Annotated in this window: 26 protein-coding genes and 1 pseudogene; 15 read left to right on the top strand and 12 right to left on the bottom strand. The window is 64.2% G+C overall.

Annotated elements, in window-relative coordinates; translation table 11 throughout:
• Positions 1-39: 39 nt before the first annotated feature.
• From AC1RU4_RS20185 to AC1RU4_RS20170, 4 genes are all read right to left on the bottom strand, one after another.
• Positions 40-1,332, bottom strand: coding sequence for an MFS transporter (locus tag AC1RU4_RS20185; protein ID WP_492892927.1), 1,293 nt, complete (start codon positions 1,330-1,332; stop codon positions 40-42).
• An 80-nt stretch (positions 1,333-1,412) separates the two neighbouring features.
• On the bottom strand, positions 1,413-2,420 hold the full coding sequence (locus AC1RU4_RS20180; protein WP_492892926.1) for a VOC family protein: 1,008 nt from the start codon (positions 2,418-2,420) through the stop codon (positions 1,413-1,415).
• Positions 2,421-2,450: 30 nt separating this feature from the next.
• Positions 2,451-3,230, bottom strand: a complete 780-nt coding sequence (locus AC1RU4_RS20175) for an SDR family oxidoreductase (protein WP_492892925.1) — start codon at positions 3,228-3,230, stop codon at positions 2,451-2,453.
• 7 nt (positions 3,231-3,237) lie between these two features.
• Entirely contained in the window at positions 3,238-4,008 is a 771-nt protein-coding gene (locus tag AC1RU4_RS20170; RefSeq protein ID WP_492892923.1) for a GntR family transcriptional regulator, read from the bottom strand.
• 154 nt (positions 4,009-4,162) lie between these two features.
• Here AC1RU4_RS20170 and AC1RU4_RS20165 point away from each other — a divergent pair, with 154 nt between their 5' ends.
• The 4 genes from AC1RU4_RS20165 to AC1RU4_RS20150 all read left to right on the top strand — a co-directional run bounded on the left by AC1RU4_RS20165 (position 4,163) and on the right by AC1RU4_RS20150 (position 8,527).
• Positions 4,163-5,773, top strand: a complete 1,611-nt coding sequence (locus tag AC1RU4_RS20165) for a bifunctional 3-(3-hydroxy-phenyl)propionate/3-hydroxycinnamic acid hydroxylase (RefSeq protein WP_492892922.1) — start codon at positions 4,163-4,165, stop codon at positions 5,771-5,773.
• Entirely contained in the window at positions 5,770-6,663 is an 894-nt protein-coding gene (locus tag AC1RU4_RS20160) for a fumarylacetoacetate hydrolase family protein (RefSeq protein ID WP_492892921.1), read from the top strand. The genes AC1RU4_RS20165 and AC1RU4_RS20160 overlap by 4 nt, the downstream gene beginning before the upstream one ends.
• Before the next feature lie 109 nt (positions 6,664-6,772).
• Positions 6,773-7,129 carry a KilA-N domain-containing protein gene (locus AC1RU4_RS20155; protein WP_492892920.1) on the top strand — a complete coding sequence of 119 codons (357 nt, stop codon included), beginning with the start codon at positions 6,773-6,775 and terminating at the stop codon, positions 7,127-7,129.
• Between the two features lie 390 nt (positions 7,130-7,519).
• Complete coding sequence (locus AC1RU4_RS20150; RefSeq protein WP_492892919.1) at positions 7,520-8,527, top strand: hypothetical protein; 1,008 nt, start codon at positions 7,520-7,522, stop codon at positions 8,525-8,527.
• Between the two features lie 46 nt (positions 8,528-8,573).
• Here AC1RU4_RS20150 and AC1RU4_RS20145 read toward each other — a convergent pair whose 3' ends face one another.
• Both AC1RU4_RS20145 and AC1RU4_RS20140 read right to left on the bottom strand, forming a co-directional pair.
• Entirely contained in the window at positions 8,574-8,897 is a 324-nt protein-coding gene (locus AC1RU4_RS20145) for a hypothetical protein (protein WP_492892918.1), read from the bottom strand.
• On the bottom strand, positions 8,894-9,289 hold the full coding sequence (locus AC1RU4_RS20140) for a PH domain-containing protein (RefSeq protein ID WP_492892917.1): 396 nt from the start codon (positions 9,287-9,289) through the stop codon (positions 8,894-8,896). Before AC1RU4_RS20140 ends, AC1RU4_RS20145 begins: the two co-directional genes overlap by 4 nt.
• Positions 9,290-9,566: 277 nt before the next feature.
• On the opposite strand from AC1RU4_RS20140, the pseudogene AC1RU4_RS20135 reads away from it, so the two are divergent.
• Positions 9,567-10,065, top strand: a pseudogene (locus AC1RU4_RS20135) (IS3 family transposase); the annotation flags it as partial.
• On the top strand, positions 10,063-10,272 hold the full coding sequence (locus AC1RU4_RS20130) for a hypothetical protein (protein ID WP_492892996.1): 210 nt from the start codon (positions 10,063-10,065) through the stop codon (positions 10,270-10,272). The pseudogene AC1RU4_RS20135 and the gene AC1RU4_RS20130, both read left to right, overlap by 3 nt.
• Positions 10,273-10,595: 323 nt before the next feature.
• On the opposite strand, the gene AC1RU4_RS20125 is transcribed toward AC1RU4_RS20130, so the two are convergent.
• A complete protein-coding gene (locus tag AC1RU4_RS20125) occupies positions 10,596-11,663 on the bottom strand; it encodes a D-TA family PLP-dependent enzyme (protein WP_492892915.1) in 1,068 nt (355 codons plus the stop codon).
• 231 nt (positions 11,664-11,894) lie between these two features.
• Here AC1RU4_RS20125 and AC1RU4_RS20120 point away from each other — a divergent pair, with 231 nt between their 5' ends.
• The 6 genes from AC1RU4_RS20120 (at position 11,895) to AC1RU4_RS20095 (ending at position 16,297) form a co-directional block, all read left to right on the top strand.
• Positions 11,895-12,740: a transporter substrate-binding protein gene (locus tag AC1RU4_RS20120; RefSeq protein ID WP_492892914.1), complete on the top strand. Its 846-nt coding sequence runs from the start codon at positions 11,895-11,897 to the stop codon at positions 12,738-12,740.
• A gap of 68 nt (positions 12,741-12,808) precedes the next feature.
• Positions 12,809-13,471, top strand: coding sequence for an amino acid ABC transporter permease (locus tag AC1RU4_RS20115; protein WP_492892913.1), 663 nt, complete (start codon positions 12,809-12,811; stop codon positions 13,469-13,471).
• A 7-nt stretch (positions 13,472-13,478) separates the two neighbouring features.
• Positions 13,479-14,162: an amino acid ABC transporter permease gene (locus tag AC1RU4_RS20110; RefSeq protein ID WP_492892912.1), complete on the top strand. Its 684-nt coding sequence runs from the start codon at positions 13,479-13,481 to the stop codon at positions 14,160-14,162.
• Between the two features lie 11 nt (positions 14,163-14,173).
• A complete protein-coding gene (locus tag AC1RU4_RS20105; RefSeq protein ID WP_492892911.1) occupies positions 14,174-14,944 on the top strand; it encodes an amino acid ABC transporter ATP-binding protein in 771 nt (256 codons plus the stop codon).
• A gap of 14 nt (positions 14,945-14,958) precedes the next feature.
• On the top strand, positions 14,959-15,348 hold the full coding sequence (locus AC1RU4_RS20100) for a RidA family protein (RefSeq protein WP_492892910.1): 390 nt from the start codon (positions 14,959-14,961) through the stop codon (positions 15,346-15,348).
• A gap of 64 nt (positions 15,349-15,412) precedes the next feature.
• A complete protein-coding gene (locus AC1RU4_RS20095; protein ID WP_492892909.1) occupies positions 15,413-16,297 on the top strand; it encodes an IclR family transcriptional regulator in 885 nt (294 codons plus the stop codon).
• Between the two features lie 52 nt (positions 16,298-16,349).
• On the opposite strand, the gene AC1RU4_RS20090 is transcribed toward AC1RU4_RS20095, so the two are convergent.
• The gene (locus AC1RU4_RS20090) at positions 16,350-16,559 is read right to left on the bottom strand and encodes a hypothetical protein (RefSeq protein WP_492892908.1); all 210 of its coding nucleotides are present in this window, start codon (positions 16,557-16,559) and stop codon (positions 16,350-16,352) included.
• A 102-nt stretch (positions 16,560-16,661) separates the two neighbouring features.
• Here AC1RU4_RS20090 and AC1RU4_RS20085 point away from each other — a divergent pair, with 102 nt between their 5' ends.
• From AC1RU4_RS20085 to AC1RU4_RS20075, 3 genes are all read left to right on the top strand, one after another.
• The gene (locus AC1RU4_RS20085) at positions 16,662-17,357 is read left to right on the top strand and encodes an IS1595 family transposase (RefSeq protein WP_492892907.1); all 696 of its coding nucleotides are present in this window, start codon (positions 16,662-16,664) and stop codon (positions 17,355-17,357) included.
• Positions 17,354-17,530, top strand: a complete 177-nt coding sequence (locus AC1RU4_RS20080; protein WP_492892906.1) for a hypothetical protein — start codon at positions 17,354-17,356, stop codon at positions 17,528-17,530. Before AC1RU4_RS20085 ends, AC1RU4_RS20080 begins: the two co-directional genes overlap by 4 nt.
• Before the next feature lie 392 nt (positions 17,531-17,922).
• Entirely contained in the window at positions 17,923-18,441 is a 519-nt protein-coding gene (locus AC1RU4_RS20075; RefSeq protein WP_492892905.1) for a hypothetical protein, read from the top strand.
• A 367-nt stretch (positions 18,442-18,808) separates the two neighbouring features.
• Here AC1RU4_RS20075 and AC1RU4_RS20070 read toward each other — a convergent pair whose 3' ends face one another.
• The 4 genes from AC1RU4_RS20070 to AC1RU4_RS20055 all read right to left on the bottom strand — a co-directional run bounded on the left by AC1RU4_RS20070 (position 18,809) and on the right by AC1RU4_RS20055 (position 22,858).
• The gene (locus AC1RU4_RS20070) at positions 18,809-19,501 is read right to left on the bottom strand and encodes a GntR family transcriptional regulator (protein WP_492892904.1); all 693 of its coding nucleotides are present in this window, start codon (positions 19,499-19,501) and stop codon (positions 18,809-18,811) included.
• A 132-nt stretch (positions 19,502-19,633) separates the two neighbouring features.
• Complete coding sequence (locus tag AC1RU4_RS20065; protein WP_492892903.1) at positions 19,634-21,070, bottom strand: aldehyde dehydrogenase family protein; 1,437 nt, start codon at positions 21,068-21,070, stop codon at positions 19,634-19,636.
• A gap of 40 nt (positions 21,071-21,110) precedes the next feature.
• Entirely contained in the window at positions 21,111-21,503 is a 393-nt protein-coding gene (locus tag AC1RU4_RS20060; RefSeq protein ID WP_492892902.1) for a RidA family protein, read from the bottom strand.
• A gap of 8 nt (positions 21,504-21,511) precedes the next feature.
• Positions 21,512-22,858, bottom strand: a complete 1,347-nt coding sequence (locus tag AC1RU4_RS20055) for an aspartate aminotransferase family protein (protein WP_492892901.1) — start codon at positions 22,856-22,858, stop codon at positions 21,512-21,514.
• Positions 22,859-22,951 lie beyond the last annotated feature (93 nt).

Below are 22,951 nucleotides of genomic sequence, written 5' to 3'. Positions count from 1 at the left end.
CATCGACACCGGCGAGAGCGACGCACAAGCGGGAATTCCTCACATCGTCTTGCGCTCGGGAGGGAATGCGTACGGGCCGAGAAGGAGTGACAGGAAGCCGGCAGCGAGCACCAGTGCTGCGAATATCCCGAGGCACGACACATATGATTTGGTGACGTCGAAGGTCTTGCCCATGGCAAAGACGCCGATCGCCTGTCCCGAGATGAGCGCGAAGAAGACGAAACCGTAGACCCGCGCAAACATGGCCTTGGGGAAATAACGGCTTGTCAGATAGCCCATCAGGTCGATCTCCGCTCCGAGGCCGATGCCGAGCAGGATGCCGGCGAAGAAGGGCGGGATCGCCGGAGAGTTCAGCCAGAGGATGCCAACCCCGAGCGCGGAGAGCACGAACACCGCCATGGCAAGGAAGGGAGCAAAGACGTGGTCGGCCAAAAAGCCGGCGCCGACACGCCCCGCAATGCCGCACATGCCGATCACCGTCATGACGCCAACCGCGGCGGAGAGGGAGAAACCCCGGTCGGTCAGCATCGGCACCATGTGCGGCAACGTACCGTTGATCGCGAGGGACAGCACGAAGGCCGAGAGCACGATGACCCAGAATGCGCGGTTGGCCAGCAGGCGGCCGAAGGTGTGCTCGCCGGCGACATCGGCGCGGGACCGGACGACTGGTGCGGTTGAAGTGTTCTCGCGGATCACGAACAGTGCGCCGGGCAGCGCGACGCAAACCAGCACCACGGCGAGACTCACATAGGCGCCGCGCCAGCCGAACTGCGCCGTGAGCAACGCGGCGAGCGAGGGAAGGATGGTGGCCCCGATGCCCTGTCCGGAATTCACCACACCGAGTGCCAGGCCGCGGCTGCGATCGAACCACCCGACCACCACCTTTGAATAGGCCACCGGCTGCAATCCCCAGGAGACGAGGCCGAGCACCGCGAAGACGGCCCAGAAACTCCACAGCTCATGCACCGTCGAGATGGCCGCCAGCGTGACGGCACTGGCGAGAATGGAGCCGATCAGCGGTATGCGGACGCCAAACCGGTCGATGATCACGCCGGATACCGGGCCCATCACCGCGGTGACGTAGAGCATGATGCTGATGGCGGCGGAGGCCTCCGCCCTTGTCCAGCCCATTTCCTCGGTGATCGGCTTGAGGAAGACGCTGAATGTGAGCACCAGCAGCGGCATGCCGCCGACGATGAGGCCGGTGGTCGATGCGGCGGCAATGGTCCAGGGGCGCCGCGCGGCGACGCCCTCGTGACGCTCCGCTTCAGTGTCGGCAAAAGAACGGCTGGCCAGCGCAGCCGCCGGTGCCTGTGGCGTCTCTTGAGTCATGAGTTCCTCCCCGGGAGCTCTATTGGGGCTGCTGTGGCTTCGTCCTGTGGCGCCTTGGCCGGTGGACTGCCGTCAGTCGTTCAGGGTTGTTTGGTTTCGGCGAGAAAACGCTCGAGCGTCATCGGGTTCGGACGCGGGACCGCGTCCTCGATGGCCATGCCGAGAAATGGCGTCGCCTGTTCGAACCAGCGGCTCTGAGCCGGCAACCCCCACGGGAACGAGACGTTCGGGTCAGCGGGGTTCCACCACACCGGTTCGATCTCGATGTCCATCACCTGGTAATGGGTGTTGAACAGCTCGATGCGGTGGCCATCAGGGTCGCGCAGATAGACGAACATCGCGTGGCCAGGCCCATGTCGTCCCGGCCCGCGTTCAACGGTGCGCCCGAAGCCGAGCGCGCCGGCCACGTCGCAGGCCTTGAGCAACTGCTGGCCTTCCTGGGTGAAATAGGCGACGTGGTGCAGGCGCGGGCCATCGCCGTGGAAGAAGACGATGTCGTGAGGATTGCCCTTGCGCTGCAGGAACACGCCTCGCAGGTGTTCCTCGTCGGTGGCGATGAGTTCGGAAAGTCGGAAGCCCATCGCGGTGTAGAAGTCGAGGGCGATCCGCACATGCGGCGTCAGGAGCTGGCAGTGGTCAATCCGCTGCGCGCAGCCGCCCCTGTGGCGCTCAAAGCGGGTGATCTGCCTTGGTTCCACGGGCATGCGCGCGCATAGTTCGAGCGGTATCCCGACCGGATCGGTAACGTGCAGCGTCCGGCCCTGATGGGGTGCGTCGATCCATTCTGGCGCGCAGCCAGTGGCGCCGAACCAGTCGAACGCCGCGTCCAGATCCTCGTCCATATAGACGCGCATGCCGATGCGCGCGCAGCCTCCCGGTCCCGACTGCTTGCGCAGGACAAGGCTGTGATGGCAGGCCTCCTCGATGCCGCGATAATAGAGGGCGGTATCATCCTCCGCCGTCAGGATCAGGCCGATCACCTCCTCGTAGAACAGGCGGCTCGTCTTGAGATCCGAGGCGGTCAGGACGACGTGGCTCGTCCGGGTGACGTTGAAGGCCGGATGCGGATTGATTGCGGGAAGGGGCATTGTTTCCTCGTCATTGTTGCTTTTCTTCACTCAGATGAGGGCTGGATAGGACCCACCGTCGAGATGCAGGTTTTGGCCGGAGATGAAGCCGGCCAGCGCACCGCATAGGAACGCGCAGGCGGCGCCGAACTCGCGCGGCTCGCCAAGCCGGCCGGCGGCGATGCTCTCCACCTGCCGCCGGCGCGCTTCCTCGTAAGTGGTGCCTTCGCGCTTTGCGGCCGCTTCGGCCATGAAATGCTGGCGATCCGTATCGATCCGCTCGGGCAGCAGGTTGTTGATGGTGACGTTGTAGCGGGCCACGTCGAGCGCGATGGCCTTCATCGCCGCAGTCAGCCCGGCGCGCGGGGCGCTCGACAGCGTCATGTGCGGGCGTGGCGTCGTCACCATGGCCGAGGTGATGTTGATGATGCGCCCGAACAGGCGCTGCTTCATCGCCGGCAGCACGGCCTGGGTGAGCAGCAGCGGCGAGATCATGTTGCGCTCCACCGCCTCCGGCCAGGCGGATGGGTCGATGTCGAGAAACATCTTCGGAGCCGGGCCGGCGCAGTTATTGACCAGAATGTCCGGCGCCGGACAGGCCGCGAGCAGCGCGGCGCGCCCCTCGGATGTAACGACATCAGCAACGACCCCGATCGCCCGGCCGCCGTTGCGCGCGTTGATTTCACCGGTGGTGCGTTCGACGGTCTCGGCCGTCCGGCCGCTGATCACGACATCCACGCCCTCGGCGGCCAGCGCCTCGGCGCAGGCGCGCCCCAACCCCCGGCTCGACGCGCAGACGATGGCGCGGCGTCCTTCGATTTCAAGATTCATGACGCGCTCAACTCGGATTGCGGTTCATGCCGGCGCGGCGGCGGCGCGGCTTGTGGCCCGTTCCTGCCGGCTCGACCAGGGAGTAACCATGGGTGCCCTTGCCGATGACCTTCTGGACGATCTCGGCGGTGCGCAGGAAATGCATGTTGAGAAGGTCGACGGCTTCGTCCGCCTTCCGATCGATCGCCGCCTGCATGATGTCCCTGTGTTCGTCCTCGGCATTGCCGCGCGCCACACCTGCGATGCGGGCGAGATGACGATAGCGCTCCGCCGCTTCGAACAGGCGCTCGCACAGATCGACCAGCCAGTGCGAGCCACAGCCCTCGATGAGGCTGCGGTGAAAGGCCCGGTGCGCCAGTTCCCAGGCGGGGTTGCGGCCGGTCGCATCCCCGGCGGTCTGACGGGGGGTGCGGCTGAGGCGGTGGAAGCTGAGCAGGACGGCCTCTTCCCAGACCTGGCCACCGCGCTGGATCGACTGGCGCAGCGCCACTTCGTTCAGCCAGCAGCGAGCCTGGGCGAGATCAAGAAGCTCGGCGACGCTGACCGGCATCACCGTGAAGCCGCGATTGTCGACCTGTTGCACCAATCCTTCGGCCGACAGCCGGCTCAGGGCCTCGCGCATGGGGCTTAGCCCCACGGAGAAACGTTCGCAGAGCTCGCGGATGTTCAGCTTCGCCTCGGGCCCGATCGAGCCGACGAGGATGTCGTCGCGTAGCTGATCATACATCGACGATGCGAGGGTCTGCTTCTGCGATGTCCGTTCCGGCGGCTCGATCATGTGCACTTCCTATTCCCGATGCGGCAATCGGAATGAACCACGATTGGTGTGTTTTTGCAATAATGATCGATTATTTGTAATTGACGATCCAGATCATCGGTGAGATGGGTACGGACAGGGTAGGAAACGCCCACCGGTAACGGAGAGCGATAACGTGACGATCGATCATGATGTGATCATTCTCGGCTATGGCCCGGTCGGTGCCGTGCTGGCCAATCTCTTCGGACGGGACGGCCTGAAGGTCGCGGTCGTCGACCGAATGACAGACATTTTCGACAAGCCGCGCGCCATCAACATCGACCACGAAGTGATGCGGTTGCTACAATCGGTAGGCCTCGCCGAGGCGGTGGACCGGATGACCTGTCATCACACCGGCACCGAGTTCCGCGGGCTTGAGGGGCGTCTCATCAAGGCCTTTCATCCCGTCCAGCCGCCCTATCCGCTTGGATGGGCCCCGAACCTGATGTTCATCCAGCCGGAGTTCGAGCCCATATTGCGTGAGGGTGTGGGTCGGTTTGACAATGTCGAGGTGTTCCTCGGCCATGACGTCGTCGATCTCTCCCAGGACGGACAGGCGGTTCGGGCGACGCTCCGCAAGCCGGACGGCCAGATTGCCGCGCTGACCTCCCGCTATCTTGTTGCCTGCGACGGCGCGGCCAGCTTCACACGCAGGCATCTGGGCATCCGGCAGGACAGCCTGGATTTTGACGAGTGGTGGACGGTCGTTGACGCCTGGCTGAAGGAGGGGGCGGTCGTGCCTGCGCGCACCACCCAGTTCTGCGTGCCCGACGGCCCCACCACCTATGTCGTCGGGCCGCGGGGGCTGCGGCGCTGGGAACTGAAGATGCTGCCCGGCGAGACGCCCGAGGACTACGAGGATCGCAACGTGCTGCGCCGTCGCATGGCGCCTTTCGTCGATCCTGATTCCATCGATATCTGGCGTGTCGCCACCTACCGCTTCCATGCTCTGGTGGCACATGACTGGCGCAGGGAGCGGATCCTGCTGGCCGGCGACGCGGCGCACCAGATGCCGCCTTTTATGGCGCAGGGGCTGTGTTCGGGGATACGCGACGTCGGGAACCTCGCGTGGAAGCTCGCGGCGATCCTGAAGGGCGGTTCATCTGACAGCTTGCTCGACACCTATGAGGAGGAGCGCAAGCCGCATATCCGCGAACTCGTCGCCACCACCAAGGAACTCGGCCTCATCATCGGCGAGCTCGATCTGGAAAAGGCCAAGGCGCGCGACCAGCGTCTCATCGGCGAGTTCGAGCGGGGGGCGTCGGAGACGGTTCGCCAGAAACTGATCCCGGATCTCACCCATGGCCTTATCGCCACCGATGGCTCGGGTCGTGCCGAGCCGCCGGCCGGCCTGCTCTCGCTTCAGCCCTGGATCATCGGCGCCGACGGCATCGAGCGACACCTCGATGACCTCGCCGGGACCGGCTTCCTGTTGCTGACACGCGGTGAGGAGGCTTGGCACTGGCTTGAAGGTGCAGACGACGCGGCATGGCGAGCCCTTGGTGGGGTACATTTCTCGGTTGACGACACGCCGTCCTGCCCCGGCCTGCGCGAAACCGGCGTGCTGCTGAGGGATTTCATGCAGGTCTTCGGCTGCCGGGCGCTGATCGTGCGTCCGGACAAATATGTCTACGGCGCCTGCGACGATCGAGCGAGCCTCCACCGCTTCGTGGAACATATCGCCGGGTATCTGCTTCCCGGCAGCAACGGCGTGCCGTCGACGTCCATCTACGAGGTTGCCCCATGAAATTCGCGACCGTGCGTGTCGGCGCGCAGGAACATCCCGGCGTCATCCAGAACGGGGAGATCGTCCTGCTCTCCGATCGCTATGTGGATCTCGTGGCGCTTATCGAAGACGGCGCAGATGGCCTCGCCGCGGCCCGCGCGGCGCTGGCGCTAACCGATACCCACCGGGTCCCGCTCGACGGCGCGGATCTGCGCGCTCCGATCCGTCGCTTTCGCCGGGATGTGCTCTGCACCGGCTGGAACTACTGGGATCATTTCGAGGAAGGGCGCGGAAAACGGGACGGCCAGGAGGTCGAGCGACCTGAGGCGCCAACCTTCTTCACGAAGGCACCCGACACCGTGATCGGTCCTTGCGACCGGATCGCCTTCGACGGCGGGCTTTCTTCGCGCTGGGACTACGAGGCCGAATTCGTCGCCATCATCGGGCGGCGCGGGCGATCCATCCCTGTCCGTTCGGCGATGGACCATGTGTTCGGCTTTTGCCTCGCCAACGACATCTCCCAGCGCGATCTTCAGCGCCGCCATGGTGGCCAGTGGCTGAAGGGCAAGAGCATCGACATGACGATGCCGCTCGGCCCGGTGGTGGTCACGCCCGACGAGATCGATTTGCCGTCAGCGCGCATACGCTGCGAGCTCAACGGCACGGTCATGCAGGACGCGACGGCTGCGCTCATGGCGTTCCCGCTGCCGGAACTCATCGCCGAACTATCCTGCGGCATGACTTTGCATCCGGGCGACGTGCTGTTGACCGGCACGCCGAGCGGTGTCGGCTTTGCGCGCATCCCGCCGGTATTCCTCAGGGAAGGTGACGAGGTCGTGGTGAGCGCCGATGGCATCGGCGAACTGCGCAATCGAATCGAATCCTGCAATCTCCGCGACTATGTCGGCTAACAATGCGCAGCGCATTGCCCTGATGGTTTCGCCAAAGGGGTGCAGCAGGAGGGCCGGCTAAGCGCGTGATCCGCCGGGCCCGTTCGCCCCGCAAGCAGTGGCGCGCCTGGTGCTGGAGGCACCGGCGCCGGGCGCGATCCGTGATTGCGACGAAAGGCTGTCGCTCCCCGACATGTGGAAGGCAGCGGGTGCTGACCATGCCCGCGAGCCGGCCAACTGGCCGGCATCCGCTGATGTGCGCCGCTTCATCGAGGTACTCGCCGAGCTGGTGAATCCCGGAAATTCCGGGAATGACCTTGTGAAGGCGGTTCGTGGCGGCAAGGCTCCCGGCACGTGGGCTCACTGGCAGATCGCCTTGGCCTATGCCAAGTCCCTCAGATCCGAATTCCTGACGCCGTGTGAGACTTTCAGATGCTTCTGGAAACTAGATATTGGCGGAGGCGCGTCCGTCAGAAATTTTATCTAATTAGCTGATATAAACAGGAAAATTCCTTACCAATATCGACTGTCCTCGTTTAGGCCCTAGCAGCGATCGAGCGTGGTGCTCGGGGAGGGGGCCATGCGGTGGCCAAGGCCCCCAGACACACAAATATACCACGCCGATACCTCGCCATCCGGCCCTGATACGTCAATGCGCCAAGTTATCTTGGCCGATGCACTTCGAGGGTCAGACACCCGGCAGACGGTCAAAGTCGAAACCTGGACTCGGCTGCCCCCGAGGGCTTACGCAAGGTAGTGGAATTTCCCGTACAAATTGGCAATATTGGCGTACTGGCCTAGATCGGTTTTGATTTCTCGAAAGCGTGCTTGCCCCAAGACGTTGCGACGATGAAACAAGATCAAGGATTTGACGGTCATGACAATTCGGCTCCTATCCTTCACCGCCTTTCTCCTCGCCCTGTCGCCAGCCACGGGGTCAGCACAAAGCCCCCCGGAGCGCGTCGTCCTGAAGATGGACGTATCGCAGCCTTCCCTGTTCTCGAACCAACGCAAGGACGTGTTCAAGGGCACCGTCGACGACAAAAGCGGCACGACCGTGCTTGAAGTGACCTGCTCGGCTGGAGCCAGCGCCTGGCTCGGTCTCAGCCGCATCGACGAGGCATGCGCCATCAATGGCAACGGCACGATCAAGAACCCGAACAATGCCAGCCAGTCGGTTCCGCGGATCAGCTATTCCGGCGGCTTCACCGTCGAGGCCAAGGCGGACGGCTATACCGACGCCAAGACCATTCTCGCCAATTATCTGCGCGCCGGCTCGGCAGGGGCCGAGAACGGCTCCTTCAAGGGCAACGTCATCATGAAACCCGAGAACCCGTCCGCTTCCGCGCGGGCCCTCGGCGACTCGCTTATCAAGAATTTGCAGGAGACGGCGGCCGGCACAGCGGCGGTGAAGTACAACACCGAAATTGATTCCGTGCGCTTCGAGAAATTCACCGTGCCGCACGTTGGCCAGCGCGACAGCACCTCCTGTAGCTGGACGGGCGATGCGATCTACGCCTACGCCAACGACGCCTGGCAGATGAAATTCGACGTACGATGTGGGGATCGCACCTTTGTTCTTGAAGGGAACATGCCACTCGTCGATGCCGCCGCCGGCAGTCCCCACCAGCAGGAATATCAGTTGAACTTGGTGCTGCCTGGTGCGGGCGGCGGCGATCCGTTCGCCGCGGCCGATCCGTTCGCCGTCGTCGATGGCGTAACCGGCACGATCCGTTTGACGAATAGCGGCCGCGCAACCGACGACGGCGTGTACGAAAAGGTCCGGGTCGAGGGCGACCTCAACGGTGTTGGCATCCCGCTCGAAGTGACGCGAGGCTTCGCCGAGATTCTGGTCGTCTTCGGACGCACCTGGTTCGGCGCCTGATCGGAAACATCCAAGGTCGGGTGCACGCCGCTCGCGCGCCCGACCTTCAGAAGACCCAGGCAGCCATCACCCAGAAAAAGAGGAAGAACAGGAAGAACCCGGGGATTACGAACTGTATCTCGCCGAGAAGACCATCGCCGGAGACGAGGGCGAGCACGATCAACGCCAAGAACGATACGATCGCCGCGATGATGGCGGCACCGCGCAGGCCGAGCCCCGGCGAAAAGTTCTCGCCCACGAAAGTCGCCATCTTCGGCAGCTCCATCATCACGACCGAGACGAGCAGCCCCGCGACGACGACTACCCCCAAGCCGATCACCGCCAGCAGGACGAGGGCGCGGCGTTGGTCGGAAGGATCGCGCGCGCTCATGCTTCCGAGTCCTCCCGATTTATGCGCCTGCGGATGTAGTCCCGCACGAAGTTTGGATCCGGCATGCCCTGGAGAGAGAACTCGGGTATGTCGCCCGTCGTATAGATCTCGATCTGACCCACGTCGAAGATTCGCTGCCAAAAGCGCTGGCGAATGAGGACAGTGCGGACCTCGCGGACGGCTATGTCGGTCTGATCCTTGTTCAAGATGCCGCGCGACAGGTGGATCGCGTCACCTGTGATCGTGAGTCGGACGGAGCGCGACTTGATGTACCAGTAGAGTAGGATCAAAATCCCCAGCCCGAATAACGGAATAAGCAGCAAAGAGGCCACGAAGCCCAGAGGTTGGTTGCGGAACATCGAGGGGCTAGCTTCGTAGTCGGGCTTGGTCAACGAGCTTCTCCTGAAAGGCCTGAAGTCTTGAGGCAAGGGCTCGTAATCGAACTCTATGGACGACGGTTCATCTACGATGACGATCAATCCAAGTTGAAAGTAAGCACCATCCGCGAGAAACCAGCAAGGATGAATTCTGCAGAGCGCGCCGGTCCTGTCGAACCAAGTTCGGGCGGTTCAGGTTGGCCATCTGCCGGTTTTATGGAGACCGAGATTGGTAGTTTCATGAAGTCGGAGGAGGGACACGCAGCGCAGGACATTCGGGCGTGAGTTCACGATCGAGGCGGTTCGCCTGATCAAGGACCGAGGGGTGAGCGTTGCGCCGGCGGCTCGGGATCTGGACGTACACGCGAACGTGCTGCGCAGGTGGGTCCGGGAGTTGGGAGCCGATCCGGCCCAGGCCTTTCCCGGACACGGACAAATGAAGCCGGAGCAGCTTGAGATCGACCGGCTGCGGCGCGAGGTGGCCAAGCTCAGGGCGGAGCGCGATATCCTGAAAAAGGCCGCAGCCTACTTCGCGAGGGACGCGACAGGAGGTTCGCTCTCATCGCGAAGCACCGGGGCATCTGGCAAGTTCTCGTTCAAAGATCGGGCATGGCTGTGCGAAGCGCTGGATGTCTCCCGCTCCGGCTTCCATGCCGAGCGACCGGACCTATGGCGCCCGTCGTGTGTGGCGCGATGTTCGGGCCGATGGTGTCTCCTGCGGCCTGCACAAGGTTGAGCGCCTGATGCGCGCAGAGGCTTTGCAAGCCCGACGACCCTGTCGAGCGGGCGTGGCGATCTACAACGCCATTGCCGTCGATGCCGGTTGGCCGAAGGTCGGGAAGATCACGTCGCCGCGACGATCCGCGATCCGAGCCCGGCTGAGGGACTGCGACGGCGTGGACGGCTGGTGTCAGGCCTTGGAGCGGGGCGCGCAGTCGGCATTCCTGCGCGGCGACAATGACCGCGGCTGGCGGGCGCACATCGATTTCTTCCTATGATGACAAGCGGCCGGCTGCACCAGCACCATCACGATGCGCCCCAACAATCACCGACGAGCAGTGGGAAAACCCTCGTCGCCCGCCGTCGCCCGGCACTCAGCTACCGGCCGTTCGGTGTTCGGGCCGCCGCCGGACGAGCCGGGATGCCGGGCGCCGGCTGACATTCTGGTGCGACACGGGTTTCGGCGCTCGGCTGCTGCGGCTTAGGATGGTCGAGGATTGCTGCACGCCGGCTTGCCCCGAAGGTGGCGTCGGGTGGATCGAGGGCGAACTCGCGCCCGCGGGAGGGGCGACGCGCGGTCCGGTTCGCGCGCCGCCTCCCGTCAGACGATGCAGCCGCGCGCGGCGACCGGCCAGCGCGCGATTTCGCCGCCGTCGACGACATGGATCGCGTCGACCATGTTGGTGACCACGCAGGCGTGGTTCGGCACGATGCGCACCTTGTCGCCGACGGCGAGGCCGATCGGCTCCTCGCTGACGAGGCGGCCGTGCTCCTCGGAAAGTTGGTCGATGGCGATGTCGGGCCGGCCGAGCACGTGGCCATAGCCGGTGAGGCCGAGCAGGTCGGAGGTGAGGGTCTTCGAGCCGGCATCGACGATGGCGCGGTTCGGCGCCGGCACCGAGACCACCGTGGCGAGCACGATGAGCGCGCAGTCCTCCCAGCCGCACACGCCGCGCGCCACCAGCGAGCGGTCGTTATAGACATAGGTTCCGGGGCGGTACTCGGTGGTCACCGGAGCCTCGGCCGCCTGCATCATCGAAGGCGTGCCGCCCGAGGTGATCACCGGCACCGATAGGCCCGTCGCTTCGATCCGCGCCTTCGCCTCGCGCATGAAGGCCTCCACCGCCCCGGCGGCGCCGACCGGCGGATAGGTCATCAGCCCGCCGAAGACGAGACCCGGCGCGCCGGCGATGGACCGGGCAAGGGCGGCGGCGGCCTCCGGAGTGGTCACGCCGCAGCGCGCGGCGCCGGTGTCGCATTCCACCAGCACGGCGAGCGGTCGAGGCGCGCCCGCAAAGGTCGCGGACAGGCCGGCGACGACGGCCTCGCTGTCCGCCACCACCGAAAGGGTCACCCGTTCGGCCAGTGCCGCAAGGCGGGCGAGCTTGTCGGCGCCCACGATATTGTAGGTGATCAGCACGTCGTTGATCTCGGGGGCCCCGGCCACCATCGCCTCCGCCTCGGACAGCTTCTGGCAGGTGATGCCGACGGCGCCGGCCGCGAGCTGCATGTGGGCGACGGCCGGCAGCTTGTGGGTCTTGATGTGCGGGCGGACCTTCAGCCCGTGCGCATCCGCATAGGCTTGGAAGCGCGCGATGTTGCGCCTCGCCACCGCGAGATCGACCAGGACCGCCGGTGTCTCGGCAGCGAACAGGGGGGCACTCGTCAAGCTCATACGCATCCTCTGCATCCATGCAGGCACCGCGCCGGGGGGATCAGCCGCGGGCCAAGTCGCCCATCCTCGCGCAGGGAGGCCCGAGGCGGCGCCATACGAGCCTGCCCATCCGCCCGCATCTTTCATCTTGACAAGCTATGGGCCGAGGGCATGAATAGGTCAATCCAATAAATAGGACGTATGTACAATATATTGGACATACGAAACAACAACAGGGGAACCGGCATGAGCGCGTCTTTCCGCGCCGGCGTCATTGCGCTGGCTTCGTCTCTTCTTCTCTCCGGCGCGGTCTTCGCGCAGGATGGCGGCAGCACCCTCGACAAGGTGTTGGCGCGCGGCCATCTGGTCATGGGCACGGGCTCGACCAACGCGCCCTGGCACTTCAAGGGCGCCGACGACACCCTGCAGGGCTTCGATGTCGACATGGGTCACATCCTCGCCAAGGCGCTGTTCAACGACCCGAGCAAGGTCGAGTTCGTCAACCAGTCGTCGGACGCCCGCATCCCGAACATCACCACCGGCAAGGTCGACATCACCTGCCAGTTCATGACGGTGACCGGCGCGCGCGCCCAGCAGGTGGCCTTCACCATTCCCTATTACCGCGAGGGCGTCGGCCTGATGCTGAAGGCCGGCAGTCCCTTCAAGGACTTCGAGGCGCTGAAGGCGGCCGGCTCCAAGGTTACAGTCGCCGTGCTGCAGAACGTCTATGCGGAAGCGATGGTCCACGCCGCCCTGCCGGATGCGAAGGTCGACCAGTATGACAGCCAGGACCTCGTCTATCAGGCCCTGAACTCCGGCCGCGCCGACGCGGTGGCCACCGACCAATCCTCCATCGCCTGGTTCATGACCCAGAATGCCGGCCGTTATGTCGATGCCGGCTATGGCTGGAGCCCGCAGACCTATGCCTGCGCGGTGAAGCGCGGCGATCAGGACTGGCTGAACTTCGTCAACACCGCCTTTCACGAGGCGATGACCGGCGTCGAGTTCGACACCTATGCGAAGTCCTATAAGACGTGGTTCGGCAAGGACCTGCCGCCGCCGCAGATCGGGTTCCCGGTCGAGTTCAAGTGAGCCGTCGATAGGATCGACCGGCGCGCGGCCAAGCCGGCGCGCCGGTCCGTCTCCACCGGGAATCCCTCATGGGCTACACGCTCAACTTCTCCGCGGTCTGGCGCAGCTTCGACCTGCTGCTCGGCGGACTGCTGCTCAGCCTCGAACTGGCGGCGGCATCGCTCATGATCGGCGCGCTCATCGGGCTGGCGGTCGCCTTCGCGCTCGCCGGCGGGCCGGGATGGCTGCACCGCCCGGCCGCGCTCTATGTGACGATCATCCGCAATCTGCCGATCCTGGTGCTGGTCCTGTTCACCTATTTCGCCCTGCCGCAACTCGGGGTGCGGATCGACAAGATCCAGAGCTTCGTGCTGACGCTGGCGGTCTATTCCGGCGCTTATCTCGCCGAGGTGTTCCGCGCCGGCCTTCTCTCCGTGCCGCGCGGCGTGAAGGAGGCGGGGCTCGCCATCGGGCTGACCCCGATGCAGATCCGCACCTCGCTGGTGATACCGCTGATGCTGCGCAACGTGCTGCCCTCGCTGTCCTCGACGCTCATCTCGCTGTTCAAGGACACCTCGCTCGCCGCAGCCATCGCGGTGCCGGAGCTCACTTTCGAGGCCCGCAAGATCAATGTGGAGAGTTTCCGTATCATCGAGGTGTGGATGGTGACCTCCGCGCTCTACGTCGTCACCTGTGCCGTGCTCGCCGCGCTTATGCGCTTCGTCGAGCGCCGCCTCGCCATCCCGAAGTGAGGCGCGCATGCCGAACCTGGGCTTCGTCAACGATCTTACGCTGTTCCTCAACGAGATCTGGATCGCTCGCTTCGCGCTCCTCAAGGGTCTCGGCGTCACCCTGTCGATCTCGGCGCTCGCCATTCTCGCCGGTTCGGTGCTCGGCGTCGGCGTGGCGCTTGGCCTCGTTTACGGCAACCGCCTCGTGCAGGCGCTGCTGCGCTTCTACACCGACGTGGTACGCGGCACGCCGGTGCTCGTGCTGGTGCTGGCGAGCTATTACATCTTCTCCACCGTCGGCCTCGATCTCGGCCCGTTTCAGGCCGGCGTGCTGGCGCTGGCAGTGTTCTGCTCCTCGCATATTGGCGAGATCGTGCGCGGCGCGCTGCAGGCGATCCCGACCGGCCAGACCGAGGCGGCCAAGGCGATCGGCCTCACCTTCCGCCAGACCTTCGCCAGCGTGCTGTGGCCGCAGGCGCTGCGCCAGATCCTGCCGACCTGGGTGAACACCGCCGCCGAGATGGTGAAGGCCTCCACCCTGCTGTCGGTGATCGGCGTGGCGGAGCTTCTCCTGCGCTCGCAGGAGATCATCTCCCGCAACTTCCTCAGCCTGCAGTTCTATTTTCTCGCGGGCTTCCTCTACTTCCTCATCAATTTCGGCATCGAGCGGCTCGGCAAATATGTCGAGCGCAAGACTGCCGTCCCTTCCTGAAGGCGCGCGCAATGAACAAGCCGCTTCTCGAAATCAAGGGTCTGCGCAAGCAGTACGGCGCCGTCGAGGTGCTGAAGAGCGTCGACTGCGCCATGCGTCAGGGAGAGGTGATCTCGATCATCGGCTCCTCCGGCTCCGGCAAAACCACCATGCTCCGCTGCATCAACATGCTCGAGGAGTTTCAGGGCGGGCAGATCCTGCTCGACGGCGAGGCGATCGGCTATGAGGAGGGCCCCTCCGGGCGGCGCCGCAAGAGCGAGAAGGAGATCGCCCGCCAGCGCGCCCTCACCGGCATGGCTTTCCAGCAGTTCAACCTGTTCCCGCACATGAGCGCGGCCCAGAACGTGATGCTCGGCCTCGTCAAGGTGAAGAAGATGGGCCGCGACGAGGCGCGCGCGCTCGCCGAGCAATGGCTCGGGCGCGTCGGGCTCGGCGCGCGGGCCGACCATTACCCCGGCCAGTTGTCCGGCGGCCAGCAGCAGCGCGTCGCCATCGCCCGTGCCATCGCGATGAACCCTCGGCTGATGCTGTTCGACGAGGTGACCTCGGCGCTCGATCCCGAACTCGTCGGCGAGGTGCTTCAGGTCATCAAGGGCCTCGCCGCCGACGGCATGAGCATGCTTCTCGTCACCCACGAGATGCGCTTCGCCTACGAGGTCTCCACCCGCGTCATCTTCATGAACAAGGGGGTCATCGGCGAGGAGGGTGATCCGAAGGAAATGTTCGTGCGGCCCAGGACCGAGCGGCTCGCCGACTTCCTCAAGTCCTCGAGCTTTCAGTAAAAGAGCAGGTACGCATGACCATCATTCGATACGGCGCCGGCGAAACCGGTGCGGGCGGCCAGAAGCTTCCCTTCGCCCGCGCCACCCAGGCCAATGGCTGGCTCTACGTCTCCGGCCAGGTGGCGATGGAGAAGGGCGAGATCGTAGGCGGTGGCATCATTGCCGAGAGCCGCAAGGCCATCGAGAACATGATCGCCATCCTCCACGAAGCCGGCTACGAGGTGGAGAACATCGTGCGCTGTGGCGTGTGGCTCGACGACCCGCGCGACTTCTGGAGCTTCAACGGAGTCTATGCCGAGTATTTCTCCGACAATCCGCCGGCGCGTGCTTGCGTCCAGTCGCGCATGATGGTCGATTGCAAGGTAGAGATCGATTGCGTCGCCTTCCGCGCCGACAAGATGTGAGGCCGGCCGCCGTCCCGTCCGAAGGCGGCGGGGCGGCGTCGTCCAGCGAGGGAGGGTCAGCGAGATGAAGGCCGGGGAGCGCCAGGCGAGCAAGGCGACGGGCGGGGACCGCCCGCAGAAGGACGGCGCTCGCGAGAGTGGGGCCAAGCGCAGCCGCGGCCTGGACCGGGCCTTCGACATCCTCGAATTCCTGCGTGCCCGCCGCCAGCCCATGCGGCCGAACGAGATCGCCGCCGAGATGGGCGGGCCGCGGTCCTCGGTCTACGAACTCGTCAACCTGCTGCTTCGCCAGGGCATGCTGGACTATTCCGGCGGCGACGGCCGGGTGTTTCTCGGCCGCCGGCTCTATTTCCTCGGCATGGCCTATTCCGGGCAGTTCGACCTGATGCGCGAAAGCGCGGCGCTGCTGCAGCGCCTCGCCGAGGAAACGCGCGAGACCTCCCAGATGTGCATGCTCGACGGCAACAAATATACCGTCGCGATGATGCGTGAGGGCCTGCGCCCGTTCCGCATCTCCTCCGATATTGGCGAGCTCGTGCCGATCCCGTGGACCGCATCCGGCCGCCTGCTTGTCGGACACATGAGCGACGAGGAGATTCTCGGCTTCATCTCGCCGGAGGATTTCGTGCTGCCCAATGGCCGCCTGCTCGAGCCCACGCAGTTCCTTGCCGAGGTGCGGCGCGCCACCTCGGACGGCTTCTTCACCTTCAACAGCACGGTAGAGAACTTCACTTATTGCTTCGCCGTGCCGGTGCATCAGGCCGATGGCTCGGTGATCGCTACGCTGTGCCTTGTCACTCCCCGCGAGGACGGTTTGCGCCATCGCGACGCCTATCTCGACCGCCTGCTCGCTGCTGCCGGTGAACTCTCTGAGAAGCTGGGCTATTTGCCCGCGGGCGCCGCCCCGTATGCCCGCATCGCTCACCCGGCGCGGCAGAGCGGCGAATAGCGGAGCGGCGAATAGCCCAGATCCGGTCCCATGCCGCGCGGCGTAATAGGCTTTATGCACGAGGGGCTGGCTCGATCTCGGCGAGGATCAGCGCGAGGGCGAGCCGCTGGTCCTGCTTGAACAGGTCGCGCGCCAAGGTATGAATGCCGCCGAAGGTGATGGCGGCCTCTAGAGTGCCGAGCGCGCACCAGTCGGGAATCGCCCGAACCGGCCCGTCAGCCGTTATGATGTCGACGGCTGCAGCGGCCTTAGTCGCCGTCATTGCCACCTGCGTGGCATGCTCGCTGGGTGAGGCGCAGAACGTCGCCCAGCGCCAACCACGGCCAATCGAGCACGTCGGGGCGCTCGTACCAGCGCGCCGCCGATGTCGACGACGAGCAACGGAATCGCGGGGGCCGCGGTCATGCGCCGTTCCCATCCCAAGGGTATCGCCAGCACGACGCTCGCCAAGGACCTCAAAATCACGCAGAAAAGCGCGTGGTTCGTTTTGCATCGGCTGCGTCATGCCGCGCGTACCAACTCCTTCAACGCGCCCCTTAAGGGTACTGTGGAGGCAGACGAAACCTACGTCGGCGGCAAGGAGAAGAACAAGCACGCCGCAGACCGCAAGGGCGGCACGCAGGGCGGCGCTGGCAAGGCGATCGTGCTCGGCGTTCTGGAGCGCGATGGCGAGCTTCGGGCCGGTTCCGTGCCCGACATGAAGGCGCGCACTGTGAAGCGTGTCATCACGGACAACGTGGCGCTGGGCTCTACCCTCATGACAGACGATCACGTTTCGTTCCGTGGCATTGATGGCTACTATCACCACGCGGTGAACCACAGCGCCGGCGAGTACGTCCGCCACTACACGATCCATTCCAACGGGATCGAGAGTGTGTGGGCGCTCCTCAAGCGTCAGATCGTGGGCATCCATCACTGGGTATCGCCGAAGCACCTTGATCGGTACGTGGCGGAAATGACGTGGCGCTTCAACCGCCGTGACATGGCCGTCGGTGCTCGCATGAACGGCCTATTCGGGTGCGTCGAGGGCCGCCTGACATACAAGGCGTTGATCGCATGACAGACGAGAAGCGCAAGCTAGAGCCGCCACTCAAGCTCGATATGAGCTTTGAGGGAGCACTGAGTCGTTTCGTCGCAACGAAGCCTGCCGAGGTCGAGGAAAGCGTACAGCGTTCCAAAACAAAAAAAGCCGCCGGGAAGCGATGCTCCTCGACGGCCAACTTCTCGTCCTAAATCGCTAAATCAGCGGGGGAAGGAACGGTTATGAGCGCGCACAAATTCGACGCGGCCATAGCGAATACGGGTGTAAGCGTTGACGAAGACCATGCAGGCTCCTCCTCTCCGGAGCCTTGCACCGCGGACGACGGTCCTATATAAAATGCAACGCGAATATGGGGCGGACCACGCCCTTCCATCAGGCTCCTAATCCAGTTCGATGGAACCCGCGAAACCCGGCTCGTTCATGGTGGCTAGACCATGGCGGGCCGGACTCGTTTCACGGGCCGGTGATTACTGGTATAGCGGAAGCCAAGGATCGCCACAAGCCTCACCCCACCCCACGCCACACACCTTTTGTTCCGCATGGCGACATGGTAGTGTCCCCCACAGATCGGGAGGGACCGGCTATGTCTTCATCGTTTGTTGCCGCGCTGCGTGCCGAGGTCGCAAGCCTCGAAGCCGAGCTTACTAAGAGCCTGACATATCAGCGACTTTTAGAGGCGCGCAGGATGCTTGCGTTGTACGAGACGGATGTGCCAAGGCCAGACAATCGGCAGTTTGGGGATATCGTGGCTGAGCCGCCATACGCCCCTGAACGAGCGCCGGCCCGGACCGCCGCGCGGGCGCCCTCGCCTGAGCGCGCGAAGGCATTGGAGGCAGCCCGGCTGTTTCTGGCGAATCGGACTAACCCGACACCCACCAGTGTCATCTACGATCACATCACGTCTTTGCTTGGCTTATCGATTGGCGGGAATGAACCGCGTAACAATCTGAGCGCCATGATGTCCAATTCGCCAGTGTTCAAATCCAATGGCAGGGCTGGATGGACGTTAGCGAACACGAGGGACGACGCGACCACCGAGCCATCGCCATCAAATCTCGCCAAGCTCTTTGCCCCAGACAGCGCCGCCTCGGATGGTGAATGAACCGCTGAGACCCAAAGGAGCCCGCTTCGGCGGGCTCTTTCTTCGGGCTATGGGTCAATCACGTATATAGGTCCCCGTTGAAAGCTCCGCTAATTTCGGCCTGCGCTTCCGCGGCGAAATCAATATTCCAGATTCGCAAATGCTCGTAGCGTCGGCACCTCATTCAAGGTTGCCTCAGGTAGAAGTTTTAAATCATCATGACCGTAAAATGCATAGATATTATATAAATTTACAGTCATTATTATAATAATAGCCTTGCATGATTTCAAACAACACTTATTTCGGCCCCGACATCGAGATCCCTTTCCAGCGCCTCAATGTGGGAGGGCGAGATCTCGATGATTTGCGGCGGCGCGATTACGCCAGATCACACAGCTTGGCCCAAAAATTTCGCGATCGAACTCCAGGACCGCTGGATCATGTCCTCCATGAGGGTCCGGGCATAACGGGCATTCTTTTTTTCCATCGCGGCAATAATTTCACGATGACCTTCGATTGAGGCCTGCATCATTTCCGGCGCCTGAGAATAGGCGAAGTAGCGATAGCGCAAGGATTGCTTTCCGATGCTCGCGAGAAGCCTCGTAAGCGTCTTGTTTCCGGACGAAGCATGAATTTTAGAGGATAGCATGACGTTCGCCTTGAAGAATCCTCGCTTGTCCTGGGCCTCATAGGCCTCTCTCTGCTTGTTGAGCAGGTCCTTTATCTCGCTGATGTCGCGTTGGGTACATTTCTGGGCGGCGAGCTCCATCGCGAGCCCTTCCATATTGAGACGGCATGTATAGACCTCATTGAGGTCATCGAGCGTCAGCGGTCCGACCCATACCCCGCGCCGAGACTCGCGCGATACGAGGCCCTCCTGTTCGAGGACACGCAGCGCCTCACGCACCGGCGAGCGGGACACGTTGAAGCGCCGCACGATGTCCTCCTCGACGAGCCTGGAGCCCGGCGGGAGGTCCCCGAACACGATCTCGTCTTCCAGAAATCGAGCCAGTTCCTTGGCTATGATTTCTGGAACGTGAAACCGGCGATCATCGGTGTTTGTGGAACCGACGAGAACCATCAACCCTCCCTCAGGTGCGTGCCCGGCCCAGCGCTCGAATCTCGGCGGTCATTCTGTCTCTTGTATACCAAATAGCATGATGGTTGGAGGCCGCGCGACAGCCGGAAGCTCGATTCCGGCTGTCGCGATGTTTCACAGTTTGATGCCGATGTTTCGGGTCTGGCAGTAATTCGCCATAGCTTCGACGCCTTTCTCTCGGCCATAGCCTGATTTCTTGAAGCCGCCGAAGGGAGTCTCGTTTCCTCCGACGAACCATTTGTTGACGAACACTGTGCCCGCTTCGAGCCGGTCCGCCGTCCAGTGGGCCAGCGACAGGTCCCGCGTGTAGACGCCGGCAGCCAGCCCGTAATCGGTGCCGTTCGCGATCGCCACCGCCTCTTCCGGCTCGTCGAAGGACAGCACGGCCAGCACCGGGCCGAACACTTCCGAGCAGTTGATATCCATATCCGCGGTGACGCCGGTGAGGATGGTCGGGTTCATGTAGAAGCCCGGCAGATCGGCATTGCGGCGGCCGCCGACCACGGCGGTGGCGCCGGCCTGCACCGCGGCGAGGGCGAAGGCTTCGGCCTTATCCCGTTGTGCCGCCGAGATAAGCGGGGTGAGGAAGTGGCCCTCGGTGCCGGGTCCCTGGCTGGAGGACTTCACCCACTTCACCATCTTCTCCACCACCTCGTCATGTACAGTGCGGTGGACGATGAGGCGCGAGCCGGCCGAGCAGACCTGCCCGCCATGGGCGAAGATGCCGATGGCCGAGCTGGAGGCGGTGGTGTCGAGATCGGCATCCTTGTAGACGATGCCGGCCGACTTGCCGCCGAGTTCCAGCACGCAAGGCACGATGCGCTCGGCGGCGTTGCGCAGGATGCGCTGGCCGGTGACCACCGATCCGGTGAACACGATCTGGTCGATGCCGGGATGGGCGGTGATCGCGTCGCCAGCCTCGTGGCCATAGCCGCACATCACGCTGAAATAGCCGGCCGGCACGCCGGCACGCTCGCAGGCGATGGCGAGGTAGTTCATGGCGAGCGGCGAGAGCTCGGGCGACTTGCAGACGACGGCATTGCCGCAGGCAAAGGCCGGAGCGATGGAGCGGGCGGCGATCTCGAAGGGGAAGTTCCAAGGAACGATCTGGCCGGAGACGCCGAAGGGCACCATCTGGGTGTAGTCGACATAGCCACCACCGAGCGGGATCGACTTGCCGAACACCTTGTCGGCGACGCCGGCGTAATATTCGAAATACTGCGCGGCGGATTCGACCTCGTCCTTGGCGAACTCGATGTTCTTGCCGTTCTCGTGCACCAGTACCGGGACGATCTCCGGCTCCAGCGCGCGGATTTCGTTGGCGATGCGCAGCAGCAGCATCATGCGCTGGTGCGGCGCCATCTCGTAGAGCGCCCGCGTCGCGAAGGCGGCGCGCGCGGCCTTCACCGCCGCATCGACGTCTTCCTTCGAGGCGGCGAAGATCTCGGCATAGCCGCTGCCGGTGGCGGGATCGTCGACCACGATGGTCCTGGTGCCGTCGACCCACTTGCCGCCGATATAGTTCTGCCAAACGCCGCTGCTGTTCTTCATCTCTGGGCCTCTTGATGGACGGAAGGGACCTGCGCGCCGCTCAGGGCCGGCGGCAGGCCATGATCTCGACTTCGACGAGATATTTCGGATTGGCGAGCGCAGGAACGATCACCGCCGTAGTCGCCGGCGTGGCGGTGCCGATGACCTCGTTGCGCACCCGGCCATGGGCGGCGAGCGCCTCCGGCGAGGTGGCGTAGACGCCGATGCGCACGAGGTCGGACATCTCCATGCCGGCTTCGTCGAGCAGCACCTTCAGATAGTGCCAGATCAGCCGGCTCTGTGCCTCGGCACCGTCCACGACGGCGCCGTCCTTGCCGAGGCCGACCTGCCCGGTGGTGACGAGCCAGCGCATGCCGGGATCGACGATGATGCCGTGGGCATAGGGGCCAGCCGGCGTCCACAGCGCATCGGGATTGAGCGGGGCGAGAGCCATGGCCGCGCTCACGCCTTGAAGGCGCGGCAGGCGCGCTCGGCGGCGGCGAAGGTCTCCTCGAGATCGCGCTCGTCATGGCGAATCGACACGAAGCGGCGGTTGCCGGGCAGCACGAACAGCCCCTGGCGCAGCAGCTCGGCCTCGAAGGCGGCCATCTTTTTGGTGTCGGTTGCGGTTATCTCGCGCCAGTTGGTCGGCACCCTGTCGGTGAACAGCATGTGCCACATCGGGCCTTCGCCGAAGACGAGGATGCCCATGTCATGGCGGTCGAACACCTCCTGCAGCCCGGCACGCAACTTGTCCGCCACCGCGAAGACGCTGTCATAGACGCCTGGCGCCTCCAGCACGTCGAGCATGGCGAGCGAGGCGGCGCAGCCGAGCATATGCGCCTGCAGCGTGCCGTTCTGGTACACGTAGTCGGGCTGGCCCTTCTTGGCCGGATTGGCCTGATCCATGATGTCGGCGCGGCCGGCAATGGCGCCGACCGGCAGGCCGCTGCCGATGATCTTGCCATAGGTGGCGATGTCCGGGACGATGTCGAAATAGTCCTGCGCACCGCCGATGCCGTAGCGGAATCCGGTCACCACCTCGTCGAGGATCATGACGATGCCATACTTGGCGGTGAGCTCGCGGATCGCCTGCAGGAAGCCGGGCTTGGGCGACAGGATGCGCTGGATCGGCTCGACGATGATGGCGGCGATCTCGTGGCCGTGCTCGGCGAGGATCGAGGCGAGGGTGTCGACGTCGTTGAACGGCGCCACAAGCATCAGTTCCTTGACTGCCGCCGGGATGCCGGAGGTGTCGGCGATACCGGCCGGGAAGTTGGAATGCTGGCGGGGCGAGGTGCTGATCTGCGCATAGTCGTGGACGCCGTGATAGGCGCCCTCGAACTTCAGGATCTTCTCGCGGCCGGTGAAGCCGCGTGCCAGGCGGATGGCGTGGAAGGTGGAATCCGAGCCGGCGGTGGTGAAGCGGATGCGTTCGGCGCAGCGGATATGCGGCACGATGCGCCGGGCGAGGCGCACCGCCGTCTCGTTCAGATAGGCGAAGGCGTGGGTGCCGCGCGTCACCTGATCGGCGACTGCCGCCTGGATGGCGGGATGGGCGTGGCCGAGGAACATGGCGCCCGAGCACAGCACGTAGTCGATATATTCATTGCCCGACACGTCCCAGAAGCGCGAGCCATCGCCGTGGTCGAAGACGAACTTGCCATCCTGTGCGAGGGTATTGCCGCCCAGCACCGCGCCGGGGAAGAACTGCGCCGCATCCTCGAAATACCCGGCCTCGAGCGGGCTCAGGCGGCCCTGACGTCCGATCCCGGCCGCGGCAGCGACGAGCGTTTCGGCGTTCAACATGTTTCGTCTCCATGGCCGCGGCAGCGCGGCGTATTTTGTATCCAATGAGCAGGGACAGAAAGGCCCCGCCTGTCGTCGGGCCGGCGCGCGCGA

It is taken from the genome of Ancylobacter sp. GW821-FHT10E12 (assembly GCF_058809335.1).
Note: the sequence above shows the minus strand (reverse complement) of the source record. Positions and strands in the feature narration are given on the sequence as shown.